20 protein-coding genes and 1 riboswitch are annotated in these 21,758 nt (G+C 35.0%); of the genes, 7 read left to right on the top strand and 13 right to left on the bottom strand.

Annotated elements, in window-relative coordinates:
• Positions 1-575: 575 nt before the first annotated feature.
• From GH741_RS05420 to GH741_RS05390, 7 genes are all read right to left on the bottom strand, one after another.
• Positions 576-2,357 (bottom strand): methyl-accepting chemotaxis protein, encoded by a 1,782-nt coding sequence (locus GH741_RS05420; protein ID WP_153735759.1) that lies wholly within the window; start codon positions 2,355-2,357, stop codon positions 576-578.
• A gap of 406 nt (positions 2,358-2,763) precedes the next feature.
• The gene (locus GH741_RS05415) at positions 2,764-3,225 is read right to left on the bottom strand and encodes a chemotaxis protein CheW (RefSeq protein ID WP_153735758.1); all 462 of its coding nucleotides are present in this window, start codon (positions 3,223-3,225) and stop codon (positions 2,764-2,766) included.
• Positions 3,226-3,288: 63 nt separating this feature from the next.
• Positions 3,289-3,753: a chemotaxis protein CheX gene (locus GH741_RS05410; RefSeq protein WP_153735757.1), complete on the bottom strand. Its 465-nt coding sequence runs from the start codon at positions 3,751-3,753 to the stop codon at positions 3,289-3,291.
• A 151-nt stretch (positions 3,754-3,904) separates the two neighbouring features.
• Positions 3,905-3,990, bottom strand: a riboswitch (cyclic di-GMP riboswitch).
• A gap of 751 nt (positions 3,991-4,741) precedes the next feature.
• Positions 4,742-5,713 (bottom strand): siderophore ABC transporter substrate-binding protein, encoded by a 972-nt coding sequence (locus tag GH741_RS05405; protein WP_153735756.1) that lies wholly within the window; start codon positions 5,711-5,713, stop codon positions 4,742-4,744.
• Positions 5,714-5,908: 195 nt separating this feature from the next.
• Positions 5,909-6,667, bottom strand: a complete 759-nt coding sequence (locus GH741_RS05400; RefSeq protein WP_153735755.1) for an iron ABC transporter ATP-binding protein — start codon at positions 6,665-6,667, stop codon at positions 5,909-5,911.
• Positions 6,661-7,608 carry an iron chelate uptake ABC transporter family permease subunit gene (locus GH741_RS05395; protein WP_153735754.1) on the bottom strand — a complete coding sequence of 316 codons (948 nt, stop codon included), beginning with the start codon at positions 7,606-7,608 and terminating at the stop codon, positions 6,661-6,663. Before GH741_RS05395 ends, GH741_RS05400 begins: the two co-directional genes overlap by 7 nt.
• Positions 7,601-8,551: an ABC transporter permease gene (locus GH741_RS05390; RefSeq protein ID WP_153735753.1), complete on the bottom strand. Its 951-nt coding sequence runs from the start codon at positions 8,549-8,551 to the stop codon at positions 7,601-7,603. The genes GH741_RS05395 and GH741_RS05390 overlap by 8 nt, the downstream gene beginning before the upstream one ends.
• A 264-nt stretch (positions 8,552-8,815) precedes the next feature.
• Between GH741_RS05390 and GH741_RS05385 the strand changes: the two genes are divergently transcribed.
• Positions 8,816-10,048, top strand: a complete 1,233-nt coding sequence (locus GH741_RS05385) for a molybdopterin-dependent oxidoreductase (protein ID WP_153735752.1) — start codon at positions 8,816-8,818, stop codon at positions 10,046-10,048.
• A 61-nt stretch (positions 10,049-10,109) separates the two neighbouring features.
• Here GH741_RS05385 and pgmB read toward each other — a convergent pair whose 3' ends face one another.
• Positions 10,110-10,751 carry a beta-phosphoglucomutase gene (pgmB, locus tag GH741_RS05380; RefSeq protein ID WP_153735751.1) on the bottom strand — a complete coding sequence of 214 codons (642 nt, stop codon included), beginning with the start codon at positions 10,749-10,751 and terminating at the stop codon, positions 10,110-10,112.
• A gap of 208 nt (positions 10,752-10,959) precedes the next feature.
• Between pgmB and GH741_RS05375 the strand changes: the two genes are divergently transcribed.
• From GH741_RS05375 to GH741_RS05355, 5 genes are all read left to right on the top strand, one after another.
• On the top strand, positions 10,960-12,348 hold the full coding sequence (locus GH741_RS05375; protein WP_153735750.1) for a methyl-accepting chemotaxis protein: 1,389 nt from the start codon (positions 10,960-10,962) through the stop codon (positions 12,346-12,348).
• Positions 12,349-12,536: 188 nt separating this feature from the next.
• Positions 12,537-13,160, top strand: a complete 624-nt coding sequence (locus GH741_RS05370; RefSeq protein ID WP_153735749.1) for an anthranilate synthase component II — start codon at positions 12,537-12,539, stop codon at positions 13,158-13,160.
• The gene (gene pabB, locus GH741_RS05365) at positions 13,138-14,889 is read left to right on the top strand and encodes an aminodeoxychorismate synthase component I (RefSeq protein WP_153735748.1); all 1,752 of its coding nucleotides are present in this window, start codon (positions 13,138-13,140) and stop codon (positions 14,887-14,889) included. Before GH741_RS05370 ends, pabB begins: the two co-directional genes overlap by 23 nt.
• 239 nt (positions 14,890-15,128) lie before the next feature.
• On the top strand, positions 15,129-16,280 hold the full coding sequence (locus GH741_RS05360; RefSeq protein ID WP_338079250.1) for a conserved virulence factor C family protein: 1,152 nt from the start codon (positions 15,129-15,131) through the stop codon (positions 16,278-16,280).
• Between the two features lie 22 nt (positions 16,281-16,302).
• Positions 16,303-16,731 (top strand): BrxA/BrxB family bacilliredoxin, encoded by a 429-nt coding sequence (locus GH741_RS05355; protein ID WP_153735747.1) that lies wholly within the window; start codon positions 16,303-16,305, stop codon positions 16,729-16,731.
• Positions 16,732-16,784: 53 nt separating this feature from the next.
• Here GH741_RS05355 and GH741_RS05350 read toward each other — a convergent pair whose 3' ends face one another.
• The 4 genes from GH741_RS05350 to GH741_RS05335 form a co-directional block, all read right to left on the bottom strand.
• Positions 16,785-17,036, bottom strand: a complete 252-nt coding sequence (locus tag GH741_RS05350; RefSeq protein ID WP_153735746.1) for an alpha/beta-type small acid-soluble spore protein — start codon at positions 17,034-17,036, stop codon at positions 16,785-16,787.
• 26 nt (positions 17,037-17,062) lie between these two features.
• Positions 17,063-17,299: a YozQ family protein gene (locus GH741_RS05345; RefSeq protein ID WP_153735745.1), complete on the bottom strand. Its 237-nt coding sequence runs from the start codon at positions 17,297-17,299 to the stop codon at positions 17,063-17,065.
• A gap of 54 nt (positions 17,300-17,353) precedes the next feature.
• Positions 17,354-17,659, bottom strand: coding sequence for a hypothetical protein (locus GH741_RS05340; protein WP_153735744.1), 306 nt, complete (start codon positions 17,657-17,659; stop codon positions 17,354-17,356).
• A gap of 61 nt (positions 17,660-17,720) precedes the next feature.
• Complete coding sequence (locus GH741_RS05335; protein ID WP_338079249.1) at positions 17,721-18,656, bottom strand: alpha/beta hydrolase; 936 nt, start codon at positions 18,654-18,656, stop codon at positions 17,721-17,723.
• 207 nt (positions 18,657-18,863) lie between these two features.
• Here GH741_RS05335 and GH741_RS05330 point away from each other — a divergent pair, with 207 nt between their 5' ends.
• Positions 18,864-20,264, top strand: a complete 1,401-nt coding sequence (locus GH741_RS05330; RefSeq protein WP_153735742.1) for a Na+/H+ antiporter NhaC family protein — start codon at positions 18,864-18,866, stop codon at positions 20,262-20,264.
• A gap of 48 nt (positions 20,265-20,312) precedes the next feature.
• Here the strand turns inward: GH741_RS05330 and GH741_RS05325 are convergent, their stop codons facing one another.
• On the bottom strand, positions 20,313-21,569 hold the full coding sequence (locus GH741_RS05325) for a C40 family peptidase (protein WP_240795420.1): 1,257 nt from the start codon (positions 21,567-21,569) through the stop codon (positions 20,313-20,315).
• Positions 21,570-21,758: the final 189 nt, after the last annotated feature.

Below are 21,758 nucleotides of genomic sequence, written 5' to 3'. Positions count from 1 at the left end.
TCCTTGCAGGCAAAAGTCCCTGTATTGGCAAAAAGAACATCTCAAACCTTGTCTTCATTCATTAGTCTTATTCAGGCTCTTGAGGCACCGAAGGTGGCTTAATCGCTTAGTTTGTACTGTATTTAAGACAAGGGATGCTCTATCAAAATCTATGATTTAGGTGGAGAGGTTCACTTGTGCTAATTCTCTAAATACTTGTAAAATAATTACAAAAATGGTAGTTCATAAAACTAAAATTAATCTACAACAATCCTATCAATGTTCCCAAAAAAGGTAGTCTCGTAAATTAAAAATCTAGTTTATTTTTCGAAATTACCCTTCATTAAACCATTGACCGATGATGGACCTTAGTAATAAAAAAATCCTCGTTAATATGTACGGTAATTTTGAGAGGAGTTAATCCTTCAGGAACGAATAAGTAAACTAAGCAAAAAAACTCGTCATTGAATTTGACGAGTTTTTAAGATATTTTCATTCAAAGCACCTTGATCATCAAGTTGCCACTTTCTATCATCCTTTTGCAATATACATTCCAAAACTGAATCCTTTATAAGTTTACTGACTGCTTTTTTCTTTTAAAGTTTAAATCTTGCAATTAACGTGTTTAAATTTTCTGACAGCCTTGACAGTTCATCCGAGCTATTTGCAACTTCTTCCATTGAGCTACTCGTTTGTTGTACAGATGCTGATGTTTGTTCAATTCCCGCCGCTGACTCCTCAGATACAGCTGCTATTTCTTCAATTGACGTATTAATAGATTCGTTGTTATTCGCGATATTACCAAGATTTTCAGATATTAATTTAATACCATCTGCCATTTCAGATAAGTTAGTATAAATTTCATCAAATGTATCACCTGTTTTTACAATCTGATTTGTTCCGTTTTGAACCTCTTTGTATCCATCCTGTAAAGAATCAGTGACTACGTTTGTCTCCTTTTGAATACTAGTTACAATTTGGGTAATATCTGTAACAGACAAAGATACTTGTTCAGCAAGTTTTCTAACTTCATCCGCAACTACTGCAAACCCTTTTCCATGCTCCCCAGCACGTGCAGCTTCAATAGCAGCATTAAGAGCAAGTAAGTTTGTTTGACCTGCTATATCTTTAATGACGCCAACAAGTTTAGATATCTCTTGTGACTGCTGATCTAATCCTCTTACTTTTCCAACTGCTTCTTGAACAATGTGATCAATCGTAGCCATTTGCTGAATCGATGTATTCATTAATCGGCTACCCTCTTTTGTTAAATCAAGTACCTGTTGAGAAGATTGATAGACTAGTTCCCCACTATTGTTCGCCTCATTTATTTTTTCACTAAAGCTTATCATTGACGTTGCTAAATCACTCGTCGTATGTGCTTGTGTTTCCGCTCCGGACGACAGTTCTTGCATCGTTGAAGCAATTTGATTACTACCTTCTTTTACTTCGTTTGCGGCTTGTGTTAATTCTTCACTTTGGTTAGAGACAGATACTGAAACGTTACTAATCTCTCCTACTAAAGTCTTCATGTTTTCATTCATTTGATTTGTAGCATCGACCAATTGACCAACTTCGTCTTTTGAGTGATTGACCAACGGTTCATGTTTAAGATCACCATTGGCAATTAGATTCATTCTTTTACTAACATTAATAATCGGCTTAGAAATAATAGATGATACAAAAAGTGCAATAAGAAAACTTAACACCGCTACTATTAATGATACTACTACTCCAACAATAATTGAAGATCGACTATGATTTAACAACTTATTTCCTGATTCAACTATTAGTTCTTCCCTATTATCAATTAAGTCTTGGTAACCCGAGGTCAATTTGGCTGTTAGGGGACCAACTGTAAGCGACAAACTTAACTTAGCTACATTTTCATTTTCATCACCACTATCAAAAATTCTAAAAACCTTATCCTCCATAGCTATTATCCACTTTTCTCTCAGAACAGCTAATTCTTTCTGTTTTGGAGAATCATTCAGTGTTAACGCTTGTTTTTCTACTCTATCACTTTCTTCTTGATACTCAAAAAATTTCTCTTTATAGTAGCTGTCACCGTATAAGATATATGCCCTCGCTAAGCTAACTTGATCTACAATGTTAATTGCTAGAGTTTGATTAGCTAGTAATACGGCTAGCTGCTCATCAACAATGTCTTCAGTTTCTTTATTAATATTAGATGATGTTATGTAATTGAATACTCCGAATGCTACCGTTAATGCAACTATAATTGAAAAGCCGAAAAGAACTTTTGTCCGAATAGTTTTAAATTTTATTTTCCAATTTGGATTAAAGTGTTTATTACTTAAATTAATTTTAGCTTTTTTCTTGAAATAAATTGGTGATTTTTTCTTGAATTTCTTCATCTGTAGCTCCCTCTTATTCTTTTGTAGGTGTAGTTTAAGTTTTTATAATCAACCCTCCTTATGCATTGATTAAGCAGTAGAGCAGTAGAGCCAGTAGTTCAAAGGTCATAAGTTATTTTTAAAAAATGAAATCGTTATCAATACTTATAACGCTAATCAAAAATCTAATAGTGTTGGACCATACTCCTACGGTTACGTCATGATGAGTTTAAATATAACTTCAGAATACCTTTTTATTTGACACAAATCAATTTAATCCCACAAAATTCCACACGGATAATTAGAGAAATCCCAGAATTGGATTTGAGAAATAACTTTCTTGATATAAGCCGAATGAAAATAACATTCTTTTATGTTCTTTATCCCTTTTTTCAAAGAACTTTGCTAGACTAAAAAATGGTTAGTATTACTTCAAAATTACTTCTTTTACTTCATTGAGTCCCTGGTTATCTAATACGTGCTCTAGGTCTAACAAAAGTAACAATCGATCGCTTAGCTTTGCCACACCTTTGATGAAATTAGAATTATCACCCCTGGTAATTTTCGGTGTGGATTCTATTTTGCTAGATTCTATATCAATAACATCTGTAGCGACATCAACAATAAAACCTATCTGAATCTCATTAATGTTTGCAATTAATACCCTTGTTTGTTCTGTAACCTCTGTTGATTTCATATTTAATCTTGATTTTAAATCAATAACCGGAGTAACATTTCCACGTAAATTCATTACACCTTGGATGAAATTAGGCGATTGCGGTAACTCTATGATGTCTTGTAAACGTTCTATAGATAGAACTTGTTGAATTTCTGCACCATATTCCTGATGATCCAATTTAAAAACTATAATTTTTATCTTTTCATCCATTTCTTTTTTCCCCCATTTATAGAAGATATAGTAATCCTGTTGTATTATTATTGGATTCAACGATTAAGAATTAAATAAAAAATAGACTTCCATGTCCCCTATATCTGCATAAGTAACTGTAACCAAAAGCGCTTTCTTAAAACCGCTTAATTTTGTATTCCCACTAAGCACAGTGGGATAAGTTATATCCGTTTCTATCCCTTTTTCCGCTATATTAGTAGCTATGCTCCCAGCAATCATATTACCTAATTCACCGGAGAAGGAAGATAACATTTCTCCCTCTAGTGGCATTCCGTACATTTCTTTGCCCACTGAGCTAAATAAAGTAGTGTCTCCCTTGATAATTAATTCACCTTTCAAATTACCTGTAAAGCCAATGAGAACACCAAATTCAATAGACACTGAATTATTTATTACCGACGGTTTTCCAATTACATGTTGTATAGGTATAATCGTTTTTAAAGATTGAATTGTTCCATTGTATAATTCTTTCACCACATGGTTTTTATTTTCAAGTTGTGCTGACAATTTCAAACCCCTTTCTAAAAAGAAGTAAACACTAAGTTAGTTCTTTAGTTGGATAACCAATTTTGAGTCTAATACTGATGCAGTAAATTATTATATAAAACAAAAAAACTACTCTAATTAATAGAATAGCCAAAATAGGTCGGTACAATATTTTGGTAGCCAGGCGATCATAGTTAGTTTAACCTTAGACCCTATGCTTTGCGTCCTCCCCTTTAGAAGAGTTTGCCTTTTCACATTAGTACTTTAATACTATACTTTTGTATTTTCATCATAAGGTATCATTCGACATAAATCAACAGAATTTTCCTGAATTAGTATCTTACTCCAACAATTAATTGCAAACAACTCTAGGCTGTTTTGTTAATGATTGTTGTTGTACGACACAAAAACTATAAACTACGAAGTAGTATCTTTTATCTCTGATAGTAATTAAAGTTGAATGCTTACATGTCGTTCCGGCAGAATACTTCGCTTTCCATGGGCACGGCCTCAGCCTCCTCAGAATCAAAAAGCTATTCTTCCGGGGTCTTCGGACACGCGCTGTTCCCATAGGAGTCTACGTATTCTGCCTGCACTTGTAGGGGCGTTCTGATTATCATGGTAAAGTCCGCGATTGTATGTTGAAAGAATTTTCCACTCTTGAAATCACAGCTATTTAAAATTTGTTGAACTAAACTACACTAGATTTTGGTTTTTATCCATCTTCCTTTCATTACTGTTACATATAAGATGGTGATTGGAGCGGAGGGCAGTCGACTCCAGCGGGAAAAGCGACGGCTGAAAATCCCGCAGGAAGCGGTTTTCTTCCGAGGAAGTTGAAGCGTTGCCCGCGGAAAGCGACTGCCCGGAGCGCAAATCAACTAATAGCTACGTTACGACGCTTTTTATATCAACTGCGAAATTAAATAGTAATAAAACTTACGAAAAGAGCCTTAATAAAAAAGTTACCTACTCATTTTAAATGGATAGGTAACTTTTTTATTACAAATTAATTAATATTTTCACTAATTTCGTTTATCATTCCAGCAACAGATATTAATCCACCACCAGAAAGGTACCAATAATCAGGGCTAAGATAAATAATATTTTCATTTTGGTATGCCTGAGTTTTCTGAACTAATTCATTCTCAAGTGTCTTTTCAGCGGAATTTTCTCCACCAACAACTTTGTTTCTATCAACTACAAATAAATTTTGAGGATCTTTTTCAGCAATGTACTCAAAACTGACATTTTGACCGTGTGTGGAAACTTCAAGTGTGTCGTCAACTGGAGCAAAACCAAACACGTCATGAATAAGTCCGAATCTTGACCCAGGTCCATAGGCACTAACGCTTCCATCATTAGTTAAAATAATTAAACCATTTTCACTCTTTGCTATAGCTTTTTCATTTAATGCTGTTATCTCATCATTGATTGCTGTAAGTTCCGCTTCTACCTCTGCTTCTTTCCCAAAGATCTGTCCAAGAAGTTCAACATTCTCAGTGAATGAATCCATATATCTAGAAGTATCCACACCCATGTAAATAGTTGGAGCTAATTCGTTTAAATCTTCATAAACTTCTGATTGTCTTCCAGAAATAATAATTAGGTCGGGATCAATTCCAGCTAATTTTTCAAAATCAGGTTCTTTTATCCCACCTGCATTTTCATATTTTGCATCTTCATACTTTTCTAAATAAGAAGGAAGACTATCTTGTGGTATTGCTGTTATCTCAACGCCTAATTTATCTAATGAATCCAGAGTACCATAATCGAACACTACTACCTTTTCTGGATTAACAGGTACTGTAGTCGTACCTAATTGATGTTCAACTTCAATTTCTGCTACCTCTTCATCCGTTGTTGTTTCATTTGTAGTGTCCCCTTCAGATGCAACTGCTGTTTGCTCTGAATCACTTCCACAAGCTGCTGCAAAAACGACTAGAAATATTAATGACATTAGCAAAGCTAATTTTTTCATAGTAATTCACTCCTATATCTAATTTTTTTATATTTAAACTGATGACAATAATGATAACAATTCTCAATGCTCTTCAAAAAGTAAGCACTGCTTAAGATAGCCTATTTCTTGGGCCTAACTACCTTACTGCACAGTGCTAATATTAATTAGAACATCTATATCACTTTCATTTTATCATCAATATTTAAATCAATTTCAAGAAAAATACAAACAAATTCTACATTGATCGATATCCTGTATTTGGATATCCATATCATATACTTCTTTTAAAACCTGTTTATTAATAATGTCATAAGTAGGACCTTTTTTAACAATCTTTCCTTCTTTCAAAGCAACGATATAATCGGAATAAACGGAAGCAAAATTTACATCGTGTATAACAATTACCACTGTTTTTCCTAATTCATCAACAAGCCTCCGCAAGACCTTCATTATTTGCACAGAATGTTTCATGTCTAAGTTGTTCAGCGGTTCATCTAACAAAATATAATCAGTATCTTGAGCGATAACCATAGCAATGTGAGCTCGTTGCTGTTGCCCCCCACTTAACTGGTCTATAAATTTATCCTGTATTTCTCCAAGCTCCATATATGCAATAGCTTCATCCACAAATTTCTTATCTTCTTTTGTCAATCTACCCTGTGAATAAGGAAAGCGGCCGAAACTCACTAATTCCTTCACAGTCAAACGAACATTAATATGATTCGCTTGTTTTAGAATAGAGATTTTTTTGGCAAGCTCACTGCTTTTCGTTTTGGTTATTTCTTGATCATCGATGATAACCTCACCGTAATCTTTAGCTATTAAGCGGCTAACAATTGATAACAAAGTACTCTTACCTGCACCGTTTGGTCCGATAAAAGACGTGATTTTTCCCTTAGGTATTGTTAAAGAAACATTATCAACTACTACCTGGTTACCGTAATTTTTGGTTATTTCTTTTACTTCTACCATGATTTATTCTCCTTTAAAATGAGATATAGGAAGTAAGATCCACCGACAAAGTTAATAATTACACTTAATGTAGTGGAAAAAGTAAATACTCGATCCACAATTAGCTGACCACCTACTAAAGCAATGATACTAATAAATATCGAACCTATTATCAACTGGCTATGTTTATATGTTCTTAGAAATTCATGGGCAACATTGGCTACTAATAATCCAAGGAACAAAATTGGCCCCACCAAAGCAGTTGCTACTGAAACTAGAATGGCGATAATAATTAATAGTCTTTTCACCACAAAGTCATAATCGATGCCTAAGTTTATCGCTTGTTCCTTCCCTAGCGAAAGTACATCTAAATACTTATAAAATCGCATGAAATAAACTAATACAACGACAATAATCGCTATCGAAAGATATAATATATCTGTATTTACATTGTTAAAGCTTGCAAACATCCTGTTCTGTACTATAAAAAATTCATTTGGATCAATTAATACCTGCATAAAGGATGAAAGGCTACCAAAGAAAGTACCAAATATTAATCCTATTAATAACAGTATGTATATATTTTGATTCTTTCGAAATAAAACCTTAAATAACAATAGTGCGAAAATAACCATTAAACCTACGCAGATTAAGAAATTAAAGTTCTTATTCAGTGCGATAGCACTTGTAGAACCAAATACAAAAATAATAAATGTTTGGATGAGTAAGTAAAGCGAATCTAATCCAATAACACTTGGCGTAAGTATCCTATTATTTGTAATTGTTTGAAATATCATAGTTGAAAGAGCGATGACAGCACCCGTAATGACAATTGCTAGTAATCTACTTGCTCTCCTAGGGAGAATATAGTCCCAGTTCCCAGTTATGCCTGAAAATAAAAACACACTAACCAAAATGACAGCTATTATGGCGAGAAGGAATATTTTGGTTTTACTACTCATATGACTTTCTCCTCATAATTAGGTAAAGGAAAATACCACTACCTATAACTCCAACAGTAACACCAATCGCAATCTCATATGGATAGATAATAATTCGCCCTATAATGTCACATGCTAGCACAAATACTGCGCCTAACAATGCTGTATGTGGAAGGCTATTTTTCAAGTTATCTCCCTTATAAATAGTAACAATGTTTGGAATGATCAATCCTAAAAATGGTATCATTCCGACAGTAAGGATTACTACTGTGGTCATGAGTGCAACAATTACTAATCCGATATTTACGACACCCTTATGATTCATACCTAAGTTAGTTGAGAAATCTTCTCCCATTCCAGCAATCGTAAACCTGTTGGCGTATAAATAAGCGACAATAACTAAAGGAAGGCTTATATATAACATTTCATATCTACCTTGAAGAATTAGCGCGAAGTTCCCCTGCAGCCAGGATGACATGTTTTGGATGAGATCATTTTTGTAAGCAAAAAAAGTCGTGACAGAGCTAATAATACTTCCAAACATTAATCCAACAAGTGGTATAAATATTGGATCTTTAAATTTAACCTTTTCCAAGATTTTCATAAAAATAAATGTTCCAATTAATGCAAAAAGGAATGCTACAAGCATTTTCTGCATCGGACTAGCTGTTCCAAAAAGCATTAACGACACAAGAATTCCAAATCTCGCAGAGTCCATTGTTCCTGCTGTAGTTGGTGAGACAAATTTATTTCTACTTAGTTGTTGCATAATCAAACCACAAATTGCCATACTCATACCAGCAATTACAATACTGATGAGTCGTGGGAATCTACTTATCCATAAAATTTGCAACTGATCTTCCGTTAGTTTAAAAAGATCCTTTGGATTTAAATCAATAACACCAATGAAAACAGAAATAAATGATAATACAAATAGAATAATAATTAAGGTACGTAGTTTCATAGAATTAAATCCTTTGCCTTCCTAACTACATGAAACAGAAAACTATGTAGATTTATTTAACATTTAATCAATAATGAGACTCATTATCATTTAGACTATTTCCATACTACCACGATTTGAACTTCTGTCAATAAGAATTCTGAAAAAAGGAAATTTTAGTTCACTAACCTAGTTAAACCTTTTTGGTTGAGCCTGAATTCCTGTTCAAAAAATGGCTGTTACCTGTTATGATAAAACAAAGTAGCATTACTTAGGGGGATTCTGATGAACTGGAGGATATTTTTTAAGCGTAATCTGAAATTTGCCAAAAGACTTGCCAGACTACATCATACGAATGCCTTATTATTTTACATATTAAGTATTACTGGATTAGTTTTGATTTCCACTGTTTTTCGATCTTCATTTCCTAGCACACGGGTTTTAATTAAAGATATCCATATTTGGATTGGTTTTTTGAGTATTTTGCCTATTTTTTTCTATCTGCCTAAAATGAAAAAACACCTCCTAACACTTAAAAAAAGAAAAAAACACCGTATTAACCTCTACGGTATTTTAGCTATAATTTCCATATTAATTATTTCTGGCATTATTCTTACCTTTCAGCGACAATTTCCTCCACAAATAAATTCCTATGCCCTACTCATACACGACTTAGCTACATGGATTGGATTGCCCTATGTTATTTATCACAGTATAACTAGAAGTCAATGGTTTAAGCAGTTGACCAGTCCTAAGAGTCAGGTACCTGATAAATTAGAGCCTACTATGATAGATAGTAAAAACCCTCTCTTACGACGCCGTTCATTTTTAAAATTAGTAGCTGGTGCTTTCATTGCAGTTGTGACGATTCCTATTTTTGGGAACTGGATTAAAAAATACTTTTTCGGTAGTGACCAGTCCAAACTAGTTAATGGGAATGATATGGTTCCTATTCCAACCCCACAAACAACCCTAACTTCTTCTGGAAGAGAAGGAGAATTTCGTTATTACACAGTTACCGAAATGCCTTCATTTTCCAATGAAAACTGGTCATTTAAAGTGGATGGTTTGGTCAGTCAGGAACTACAGTTCACATGGACAGAATTTATTAACCTCAAACGAACAGCACAAGAAAGCAATTTCCATTGTGTTACTGGATGGAGTGTCTATAATATCATTTGGGAAGGTATTCCATTAAAAGATTTATTAGAGAAATCGGATGTTAATGAAAAAGCCAATTATGTGAAATTGTATTCTGGGGACGGAGTGTACACCGACACACTCACTCTTTCCGAGGCAATGATGGATGATATTATGGTTGCTGTTTTAATTGATGGAGAGTTGATTACACAACAAAATGGTGGACCAGTTAGACTAATTACTCCTAGGCTATATGCTTATAAATCAGTAAAATGGTTAACACGAGTGGAGTTAATTGAAGAGGAACACTTTGGCTACTGGGAACAAAGAGGCTACCCGCAAAATGCATGGGTGCAGGGACCGGGGGTCTTTAAATAAAATATAATTAGGGATTCTATTAAAAATTTACCTTAGAATCCCTAGTTCATTTAACCTTCAACTAGTTTATCACCTTTTTTAAATCCTCTAGCTCACCTAAAATGTAATCTGCCTGACTAGAATTTGCTGCATCCCCTATCGCTGCGACCTTCATCCTCCCCCGATGTGCAGCTTCTACGCCAGCCATAGCATCCTCAATCACTAAACATTTTTCCGGCTCGATTCCTAGTTTTTTAGCTGCTAGTAGAAAAACTTCTGGATCTGGTTTACTGTTCACTATATCGTTGCCATCTGAAACTGCATCAAAATAATTATTCAATTTAACTTGTTTTAAAATCATTGGTGTATTCTTACTCGAAGATCCAATTGCTACCCGAACACCTTTATTTTTCAAATAATCCAATACTGATCGTACACCTGGTAATAAATCGTCATCAGATAATGAAGAAAGTGAATTACGATAATAGTCATTTTTTCTCTTTGCTAACTGTTCTTTTTCTAGATTAGAATATTGTTTTTCTGTATTTTCTAATATGATATTTAAACTCTCCATTCGACTTACACCTCTAAGACGATGGTTGATTTCACTGTTAAACTTAATTCCCTCCTCTTCACACATTCTTCCCCAAGCAAGAAAATGGTAGTTATCTGTTGATACTATCACACCGTCCAAATCAAAAATTACCGCTTCAAATAAGCTCATGTAAACGACTCCTAGATAACAATTTTGATGACTGTTTATTAGGAATATCTAATTACATTTTACCATCGATTATTGTAATTAATGAATCTATAAGCTACTTTCTCTACTTTATTATCTAAATCTGAATGAGTATTGCAAAAATTTAAATAATTATCTAACATCATATGTTATAATCATGTTAACAAATATAACATGAAGAGGGATATCTATGTTTTTAATTAGTCAAAAAGTGAAAAAAAACAAGACAAGTGTTGATAAGCTAAAAGAAGACGCCAATATTAATGGACAAGTACAGGTCGCCGCAGATCAACTGAAAGGAATCGTAGAACAGGCTAAATTAGCCGCCCTTTCTTTAAATGAAACCTCTACTTCTAGCATTGAGCGAGTGAACAACTTGATGCAGCATAGTGAAAAAACAACTGACTACACAATTCAGGTTACCGAAAAAATGAAACTTATTGATGCATCAGCTACAAAAATTGCTGATGTATCAGAAGAAATACACGAAAGTAGTCAAAATTCCTACCAAGAACTTATCCGCTCCTGGGATAACTTAGAAAAACTTCAAGAAAAAATGGACCAATTGCTAAAAAGTCACTACGTTTTAATTAATCAAATGAATAGCCTAGTAAACCATTCACAACAGATAAATAAAATAGTTGATACCATTGGTTCCATTTCTAAAAGGACAAGCATTTTAGCTCTAAATGCGACAATTGAAGCTGCGAGGTCTGGTGAACACGGAAAAGGATTTGCTGTAGTCGCCAATGAAGTTGGAAACCTTGCAAATCAAACATCCGAGGCCGTTAAACAAACTAGAAATAACATTCACCTTATTCAAGAAGATATTAATGCTACAACTAACATGGTAAACCAAGAAACTAACCAAGTGGAAGATGGTTCTAATGAGCTGAAGAATGTTATGGAGGTACTTGAATCCTTTAAGTCCAAAATAAGTCTAATAACATCTATGGCATCGGACTCCGCCCAAGCTGTTGGAGAACAAACAGGTGGTGTTCAAGAAATTTCAGCACTCTTAGAACAAATTTCTGATATGTCAATTAAAAATAAGGAACTCGTTTACAATGTAACATTAGACATGGACGAGCAATTTCAGAGTAGTGAACAAATATTATCAATAAGTCATACTTTAACATCCACTTCTAATGAATTGCAGAGTATTATTCAGAGTGATGAATCCAACTCTCTAGTTAAAATTGATACGGCGGTAACAGAACGTGTTAAAAAGGACATTTACCATATTACGAAAACTTATTCATTGGCTCAATTAATGCCCGACGAACATGAACAAATATTAACTGACTTCTACAAATCGCATCCTGATATTGAAGCGATATGGTCAAACCGTCAGGATGGCACATTTATATATTCTAATCCCCCAGCCGGACTAGTAAATGCTAAAGCTAGACCATGGTTTGTTAAAGCGATCAATGGTGAAACGTATATATCAGAAGTATATACATCAGCTTTAACAAAAAGCGCGTGTATTACTATTTCATTCCCATTGTTAGACCATAACAAAGTTGTTGGGTTAATAGGAGTCGACTTATCCCTTCCAAAGCAACCTCCTCTATAAAAATTTTAGACAATCTTTCACAAAAAAAGAATCAAATTAAATACGCTAAAAAGGCCTAATTTGTATGAATTTAGGCCTTTTTCAGCTTAAATAACTATTAGGTAATAGGTAGGAACTCGACTATTTGTATATCACTACAGACAGGTTATAATAGAAAAAGTAAAATAGCATAAAAAGAGGTGTAATTCATGATTATCATTATCGATAACTATGATTCATTCACATATAATCTCGTCCAGTATTATAAAAAGTTAGATTCTAGTGTTCTAGTGTATAAAAACGATCAAATAACAATAGATCAAGTCGACCAATTAGACCCTGATTTAATAGTTTTTTCACCTGGACCGGGTACCCCTAATAATACAGGTAATTGTAGAGAAATATTGAAAGAATTTTATAATAGAATACCCATTATCGGTGTATGTCTAGGTTTTCAGCTTATAGTTGATTTCTTTGGTGGTAAGATCATAAAAGGAACTAAGCCAATGCATGGCAAAGTCTCTTTCATACATCATACAAGTCGTGGTGTTTTTGATAAGATTGCTTCACCAACAAAAGTAACACGCTACCATTCGTTAGTCGCTGAGCCTAAAAATTTACCGATAGACTTAGAGGTCACTTCTTATGCAGAGGATGGAGTAATTATGGGGGTTCGCCATCTTCACTTCCCTGTTGAAGGAATTCAATTCCACCCAGAGTCTGTGCTGACTGAATCTGGATTTGCAATGATTGAAAACAGTTATGCGCAAGCACTTTTATGGAGGAAAAGAATAAAAGGGGGAATGAAGAATGAATCCTTATCTTCTGTTTGAATTTGCGAATGAAGCTGGTATTACTAGTCCTAAATTATTTACCCGTCCTATTGAAATACTGGAAACAAATAAACACGAAGAAGTAGCGACTATCTTTGAAAAAGTTGAACATGCCCTAGACTCCGGATATTACGTCGCAGGCTACCTATCCTATGAAGCGGCACCTGCATTTGATCCCAACTATAAAATCCATAACAATTCAACGCTTCCTCTTGTATGGTTCGCTACTTTCGAGAATTTTATCGATGAAACTGTGTTTCCAGCTAATCAAGATTATTCAGTATCTAACTGGCATTTGGCATCTACTTATAGGGATTATCAAACAGGAATAAAAAATATTAAACAAGCTATTGAGGATGGAAACACCTACCAAGTAAACTACACCGCCAGATTACATGCTAAGTTTTTCGGAAGTGATCAGAGCTTTTATCATCAATTGGCGAGAAATCAGCGAGCTTCCTATAGTGCCTATCTAAACACCGGAAGATATAGCATTCTATCCGCTTCTCCTGAACTGTTTTTTCGAGTTAGCGGTAATAAGATAACTACCAAGCCAATGAAGGGAACTGCTAAACGTGGCCGTACAACAAAAGAAGATCAACAGCTTATTTATCATTTAAAAAACTCTGAAAAAGAGCAAGCGGAAAACCTAATGATTGTCGATTTACTCAGAAACGATATCGGAAGAATCTCAAAAACAGGCTCCGTTCAAGTTCCAAAATTATTCGATATTGAAACCTATCCTACTGTACATCAAATGACTACAACAATTGAGGCTGAACTAGAGGAAAATACTACTGTTTTTGATTGGTTTAGCGCATTATTTCCTTGCGGATCGATTACTGGGGCACCCAAAATCAGCACTATGTCATACATTGCTAGTTTGGAGCAATCGCCTAGGGAAGTTTATTGCGGTGCGGTTGGCTACATTACCCCTAAACGTGAGGCAATCTTCAACGTACCGATTCGTACAGTTGTTATTGACTCGGATATGGGGACAGCCACGTATGGTGTCGGTGGAGGCATCACTTGGGATTCTACTGTTGAAGGAGAATACGACGAGTTACTAACAAAAGCAAAGCTATTAACAGAGCAAAGGCAAGATTTTAAGTTGCTTGAATCCTTACGATTAGAAAATGGAGAATTCCCCCTTCTTTCCTATCATTTAAATCGACTAGAAGATTCCGCCGAGTACTTTCAATTCAAAATAGACCGTGTTAACGTCATTGAAAAATTACAAGCATACGCGCGGGACCATACCAAAGAAAATTACAAATTACGGCTTTTAGTTGATGAGTTAGGTGAAATAAAATTAGACGGACGAATTATTTATCCTATAAAGGAACCAATTAATTGTAAACTGGCGCCATTTGCTATTGATGTTCAAAATCCTTATGTGTTTCATAAAACAACACGTCGTGATCACTATACCATTCTAGAAAATGACAACTCGAATATATTTACCACCTTACTATGGAATAAAGATGAAGAGTTAACTGAATTCACAATCGGTAACCTTGTTCTTAAAATCGATGATGAATACTACACACCACCAATTAACTCTGGACTTCTTGCGGGCACCTTTCGTCAACATTTGTTAGATAAGGCTATTATCGAAGAAAAGGTATTGAAAAAGACCGACTTACAAAGAGCCGATGAAATATGGTTTATTAACAGTGTTAGAGGTTGGTTAAAAGTTAATTTGATTACTAATGAAGAGGAGTTATAGATGATTCAGTCTATAACTCCTCCTTTTAATCTGTAAAACATACGAAAAATGAGTATATGTAGAACTCTTACTTCTTTATAGTGCATAATAAGCGACATATGCAAAACTCGCTATAGTTAAGTACGAAATATATTAGTTGATAAAGATCATCCAATGTCGATTAGAATGTTCTTCTAAATGGATAATCAGAACAAACTCTGATAAAATCACTGTTAAGATTGAGTAAATGGGGTGATAACGTGAAAATCGTATCAATAGAACCAACACCAAGTCCACATTCGATGAAAATAAACTTAGATATAACATTAGCGGATGGGAAAACGCTAAACTATAAATTAGATGACGACCTTAACGATGCTCCAGATTATGTCAGGCAACTTTTCTCCATTGATGGGGTTAAGGGTATTTACCACGTAGTTGATTTTATCGCTTTAGAACGAAATCCCAGACATTCATGGGAATCTATTCTTCCACAAGTGCGAGAAAAACTAGGTACTGTGGGACCAGACGATTCTGGAGAAGAAAAGCTGCAAAGCTCCGTCAACACTGACAATTCATTCGGCGAGATCAAAGTACTCATTCAACAATTTAAAGAAATACCGATGCAAATAAAGTTAGACGATGGGTCAGAAGAAAAAAGATATGGTCTTCCAGTTATTTTTACAGAGGCAGCAATGAAAGCAGCAGAAGCATCTACTAATTTCGTTATGGAACGAAAATGGGTGGAGCAAAACGCAAGATATGGAACAATGGATCAAGTTGGAGGAGAGATAATAGAAGAACTATCTGCAAGCTATGATCCCGAACGTCTTGATACCTTAATAGAACTAGCGCTTAACAATCTAGGTAAAGAAAAAACAGTTCAAAATGAATTAAATAAGAAAGATACGGCTGAGAGGTTTGATAATCCTGATTGGAAAATTAGATATGCTTCGCTTGATCGAATGGATCCAACATTTGAGGATTTACCTTTACTTGACAAAGCACTTAATGATGAAAAAGCATCAATCAGACGTCTGGCAACTGCATATCTAGGTATGATTGAAGAACCAGAGGTGTTACCTTATCTTTATAAAGCATTAAAAGATAAAGTGGTAACTGTAAGGAGAACTGCTGGTGATTGCCTCTCTGATTTAGGATTTAAAGAAGCGATGCCCGAAATGATTGCTTCACTAGCTGATCCCAATCGATTAGTACGATGGAGAGCAGCAATGTTTTTATATGAGATCGGAGATGAGTCAGCTATTCCAGCTTTACAAGTTGCTAAAAACGATCCTGAATTTGAAGTTCGCATGCAGATACAAATGGCACTTGAACGCATTGAAGGTGGAGAAAAAGCCAAGGGTTCTGTCTGGCATCAAATGACACAAGCTACAACAAATAAGAAGTAAGTTAAACTTTAGGAGGATTTTTATGAATTCATATGAACAATACATGAAAGAAGTTTCACAACCAATGAGGGATGAATTAACCGAAGCTGGTTTCTCTGAGTTAACCACACCAGAAGATGTTGAGCAATTTGTTACATCGATGAAAGAAAAAACGTTAGTGGTCGTGAACTCTGTCTGCGGATGTGCAGCAGGGCTTGCTAGACCAGCTGCAAAAGCTTCATTAAACAATGCAAAAAAACCCGAAAAGTTGGTTACTGTATTTGCGGGTCAAGACCGTGAAGCAACGCTAAAGATGAGAGAATACTTTAAAGGTATCGAACCTTCTTCGCCTTCAATGGCTCTAATGGAAGATGGAAAGGTTCTCCACTTTATTCCACGCGAGGAAATTGAGGATCACGACGTAGAAGAAATAGTTACTAATTTAACTGATGCGTACAATAAGTATTTATAATTAACGAGAAGGGATATTGCTACGACAGCAATATCCCTCTCCTTTGTCAAAAGTTAATTATCTTTCATTTGTTGTTGAGCCATTCTGACCATTTCCTTAACCATGTTTCCACCGATATTACCGCCGATTTTCCCAGCATCTTTTGCTCTGATGTTACCATTATAACCTTTATTTAATTGAACTCCTTGTTCTTTAGCAATTTCGTATTTTGCATTTTGCGGATCATTTGTGTGCGCTATCCTAGCTTTTAATTGGTCTAATCCTTCACGTGCTTCAGGAACAAGAATTTTATTTCTCCGAGCCATAAAAAAGACCTCTTTTCTTATTAACCTTAAAAACCTTTTCGGGGAATATCTTCACCTTTTTTACTAGTTAACTGCCCATTGTCATCGACTGAATCAATCTTCCCATCAATTGATCCTTCTGTGTAAGCATCAGAGGATTGTTCATGAGTAATTGCTGTACCTTGAGATAACTGGTCTGACTTTTTATAATCAGTCGGATCATACATTTTTTCAGCTACCTTATTTGCATCCTCTTGGCTTACTTTTTTATTGTTCTTTTCCATCATATTCAGCCTCCTTTGTTACAAACTTAGTTTTTGTCGAACAGTCAAAAAATATTAGATACTTTCTGAAATAGTCTCAAGCTCTTGCAATAACTCATGGACCTCTTCCTTGTTGAGTAGTAAAGGAATTTGATCATTAACAGTTATTGTACAAGATTCATTTAATTCATCTTTCTGCGTCAAATAGACACGTAATTGCGCTATTTGTTTGGTTGAAAGGGTGGATTGAGTATCTAGATGTTTTACTCTTTTTAAATAAAATGAATGATCATCTTTTGAAAAATTCCCACTAAAAATGTGCCCTGTGTATTCAAGCAATTGAACACCACTCTCTACTGTTAGTGATCTTAGTGTTTTCACAAATAGCTTTTTTAAGTCAAAAAAATGTAGAACTTTTTTTAAAAAGTTCTACATTTTTACTTTAATTATCGATGGACTTATTAATGAATTTTTTCAATCGTTCTTGAAATTCTACAGTGGCAACCTCATAAGCCATGGTATGACCGGCATCTGGTACAATCCAGAATTCTTTTTCACTTATCGCGGCATCATAAAGCTTGTATGCCATTTGTGTTGGAACAAGTTCATCTTTATCACCATGAATAATGAATAATGGCAGTGTGTTCTTTTTTACTTGTTCAATCGCGGAAGCTTCCTCGAATGTATAGCCTGCCCTAATATTAGTTAAAAAACTAGTGATTTGCATAAGTGGAAAAGGTGGTAAATTATATAAATGCTTTAGTTGATATACTAATTCTTCTTTGACGGAGGTGTAACCACTATCCGCAATGATACCTTTAACTTCGACTGGTAAATCTTCACCACTTGTCATTAACACTAAAGATGCTCCCATTGAATTACCATGCAAAAATACATTTTCTGCCTGCCTGTTAATAATTAATTGATCAATCCATAATAGATAATCCAAGCGGTCATGCCAGCCATAACCAATATAATTACCCTCACTTGCCCCATGTCCTCGAGCATCTGGCATTAATATATCAAATCCTTGATCGTAATAAAATTTAACTAAATCACCCATTTGATCACCGTGACCTCGGTAACCATGTGCTAGGATAACCGCTTTTCCAGTTGATTGTGTATTCTTTAAGAATTTCCCCTTCAAAGTTAATCCGTCATGAGAAATTTGCTCGATCACTTCAAACTCCTGCTTATCAAACCATTTAATAGCAGTTTTAATTATTCTTTGGCTTTCTTGATTTCCAAAAACCTCAATAGCTTCTGTTCCGCTATACAATGCCACTTCTTTCCCGCGCTTAAAACTCTGACTATAAAAATAGTTTGCTGCTATTACTAACGTAATTACTACTAATAAAAATACTAAACTAATTATCAAATAAATTCGCCTCTTCATTATATTCTCCAGTTCCACTTGTCCATTAGTCCATTACACTTAGAGCTAATCTAAAACCATTATAGACCAAATAAATATTTTTTGGAGGAGAATAGAATACTTTTACACCTACCAACATCCATTTTGATACATACTTTTTTCGAATAAACCAAAGACTACACTGTAGCCAAAAACGAAGTAGGTGTAGACATGGAACATAGCTGGATTTCAATTATTCCTTTTTTAATTGTAATACCAATTGCAATGATAACAAAACAAGTGCTGCCTGGGCTAATATTAGGATTGCTAGTCGGTTCATATCTTGTTAACCCTTCAATTATCGGCGGAATGGAGACAATGCTCACCTATGTTGTACAAGCATTGATTGATGAAAATAATATTAAAGTAATTGTTTTTCTTTATATATTCTCTGGTCTCATCGGGATGATAAAGATGACCGGTGGGATTAAAGGATTCGTAGAGAAAGCATCAGAACGAATAACCACAAAAAAACAAGCACTGTTATTAACATACGCATCGACAATTGGTACTTTCAGTGCTCCTACTTTCCGGTTTGTAACCATTGCTCCGATTATGAAGGCACTATTAAAAAAAGTAAGCATGTCAACGAAAGAATTAGGATTTGTCATTGAAACAACTGCAACACCTATTATCGTTCTAATACCTGTTGCAACAGCGTTTGTTGGGTACATGGTATCCGTAATCCAAGTATCAACCGAAACGGTAGGAGTTACAATTGACCCTTATTCTTTATTTATACAGAGCATCCCATTTAACTTTTTTGCATTTGTAATTATTTTGCTTGGTATATACTTAAGCTTTTTTCACCCTTCCCATACAGACGCACCAACACAAATGGATGATGAAAAGGATGATGATTGGCATGACTGTCATCCTGCTGTAGCGAAGGATTTACCATCAAAGCCGTGGAACCTACTAGTTCCAATTAGTCTAGTTATCTTTCTCACCTTATTCTTAACCTGGTGGGATGGACATACTGAGGGATATTCGTTTTTCCAAGCCTTTATCAAGGCTGATGTATTAGAAGCAATGGTTGTAGCCTTATTATTTACGCTATTCATCTCGATCGTTTTTTTCTTTGTGCAACGATTTGAGCTCAGTAAATTAATTTCCATTTTTATAACAGGTGGGAACGAATTAATGTCAGTAATTGTTTTATTATCTGTTGTATGGGGATTATCATCTGTTACTGATGACTTAGGTTTCTCAGGTTTTGTGACAGCACATACAGAATGGATTCCAATAATGTTTATTACTCCACTGTTATTCGTCTTTGGTGCCGTTGTCTCCTACTTCATTGGTTCTGCTTGGGGAACTTGGGGGATTTTAATGCCACTTGGCATCTCTCTTGCAAGCGCTTCTGGTATTTCCTTACCACTTATTATCGGTGCAGTCTTTGCGAGTGGGTCCTTTGGTGCCTTCGCCTCACCATTAAGCGATGATACGAACACATTAGCTAAAATATTGGATTTAAGAGTAATGGACTACGCACGATTTAAATTAAAACCAGCTCTGATCGCAGCAGCTATCACAACTTTACTGTATACAGGGGTCACCTTTATTTTCTAACAAAAAAATCATGCACCCAATAAGTGCATGATTTTATATTAATTTAACTTAATTTATTACGCGTCGAACGTGTCCGGAAAATTTTGAACTCCAATAACTACTGTTCATGCTTGCATAAGCTACACCAGTGGAACTTTGTGAACCAATGAACTGGTTTCCTCCAACATAAATACCTACATGCCCATTAGTCTTATAGGTATTAAAGAAAACTAAGTCACCTGGTCGCATGTCACTAGCTGAAACTTTTGTTCCTGTCACACTTAACGCACTTGTACTTGCTCCAACATTCACACCGATTTGGGAGAATGCCCAGCTTACAAATCCAGAACAGTCAAACCTACCATTTGCAATATCATAAGCAGATCTGCCTCCCCCAAATACGTACACGGAGTTACCTAAATATCTGTTGCCCGCGGAAATTAGAGCATTTACATCTCCACTAGCTGAGACTGGACTAATTGAGTTAGATGATGGTTGACTGCTTTTCGATGATTCTTTGCTTAAAGTATTTATTTCCGGTTGACCACTCGCTAAACTACTCTCAATAGATGCCTCACGGGAGGATAGACTTCTCTCTTCCATTTGCAAATCGGACTTTGCCGCGATAGCGTCCTTCATTTCCTGTGTAAGGCCTTCTTTTAAGGCTTCATTTTGTTCTTTTTGTTCTACTAGCTGCGCTTGCATTCCTTCTAACTCTAATTTCAGTTCATTAAGCTCATCTAGTTTTTCTTGTACAGACTCCTGCTTCTCTTCTAAAATCTGCTTACCTTCATCAATCTGCGCGTGTAGATCGGAGTCTGCCTCCATAATTTTCGACACTAGCGCTACGCGATCAATAAACTCACCAAAGCTTGAAGATCCTAGGATTACTTCTAAATAACTTAGATTCCCACCACTTTTTTGGTATGCTGATGCACGCTCTTTTAAAACTTCAAATCTTTTTTGCATTTTCTCTTCTTCAATAGCAATTTCTTCTTTTAGAGCATCTATTTCTACATGAGTATTTTCTATATTGTTTTGTGTTTCTACAATCATATTTTCATTGTCATTTATCGCTTCATTTGCACGTGCAATTTGTTCACTTAATTCAGTAAGTTCTGCATCTGCATTTTCAATATCTTTTTCAGCCTGCTCAATTTTTTCCTGAACTTCCGCTCTTTCTTGTTGAACTTCTTGTAAATCTTTATCAGTCTCAGCCTGAACATTTGATGCTGCAAAAGAACTTCCTACAACAAATAATAGTATGGTGTTGAGAGCAATTAGCTTTTTGTTTAGCGATCCCATCTCATCTCCGCCTTCCATCATACATTTATGTAAATTTATAATTCTTTAATAATATTAAACTACTAAAAATTAAAATAGTTTAAGACCCATCTAGAATAGTAACATAAAGAAATGACAACCATGTAATAGAGATATTACAATTACATTTCAATGTTAATAAGGAGTTGATTTCTAGTTAAACTACCTTGCTGTGCTCAAAAAAATAGATTG

Origin of the sequence: Aquibacillus halophilus, assembly GCF_009649745.1 — a bacterium.
Classification (GTDB): domain Bacteria; phylum Bacillota; class Bacilli; order Bacillales; family Amphibacillaceae; genus Aquibacillus; species Aquibacillus halophilus.
The sequence above is the reverse complement of the archived record's forward strand: the minus strand, read 5'-3'. Positions and strand labels throughout refer to the sequence as shown.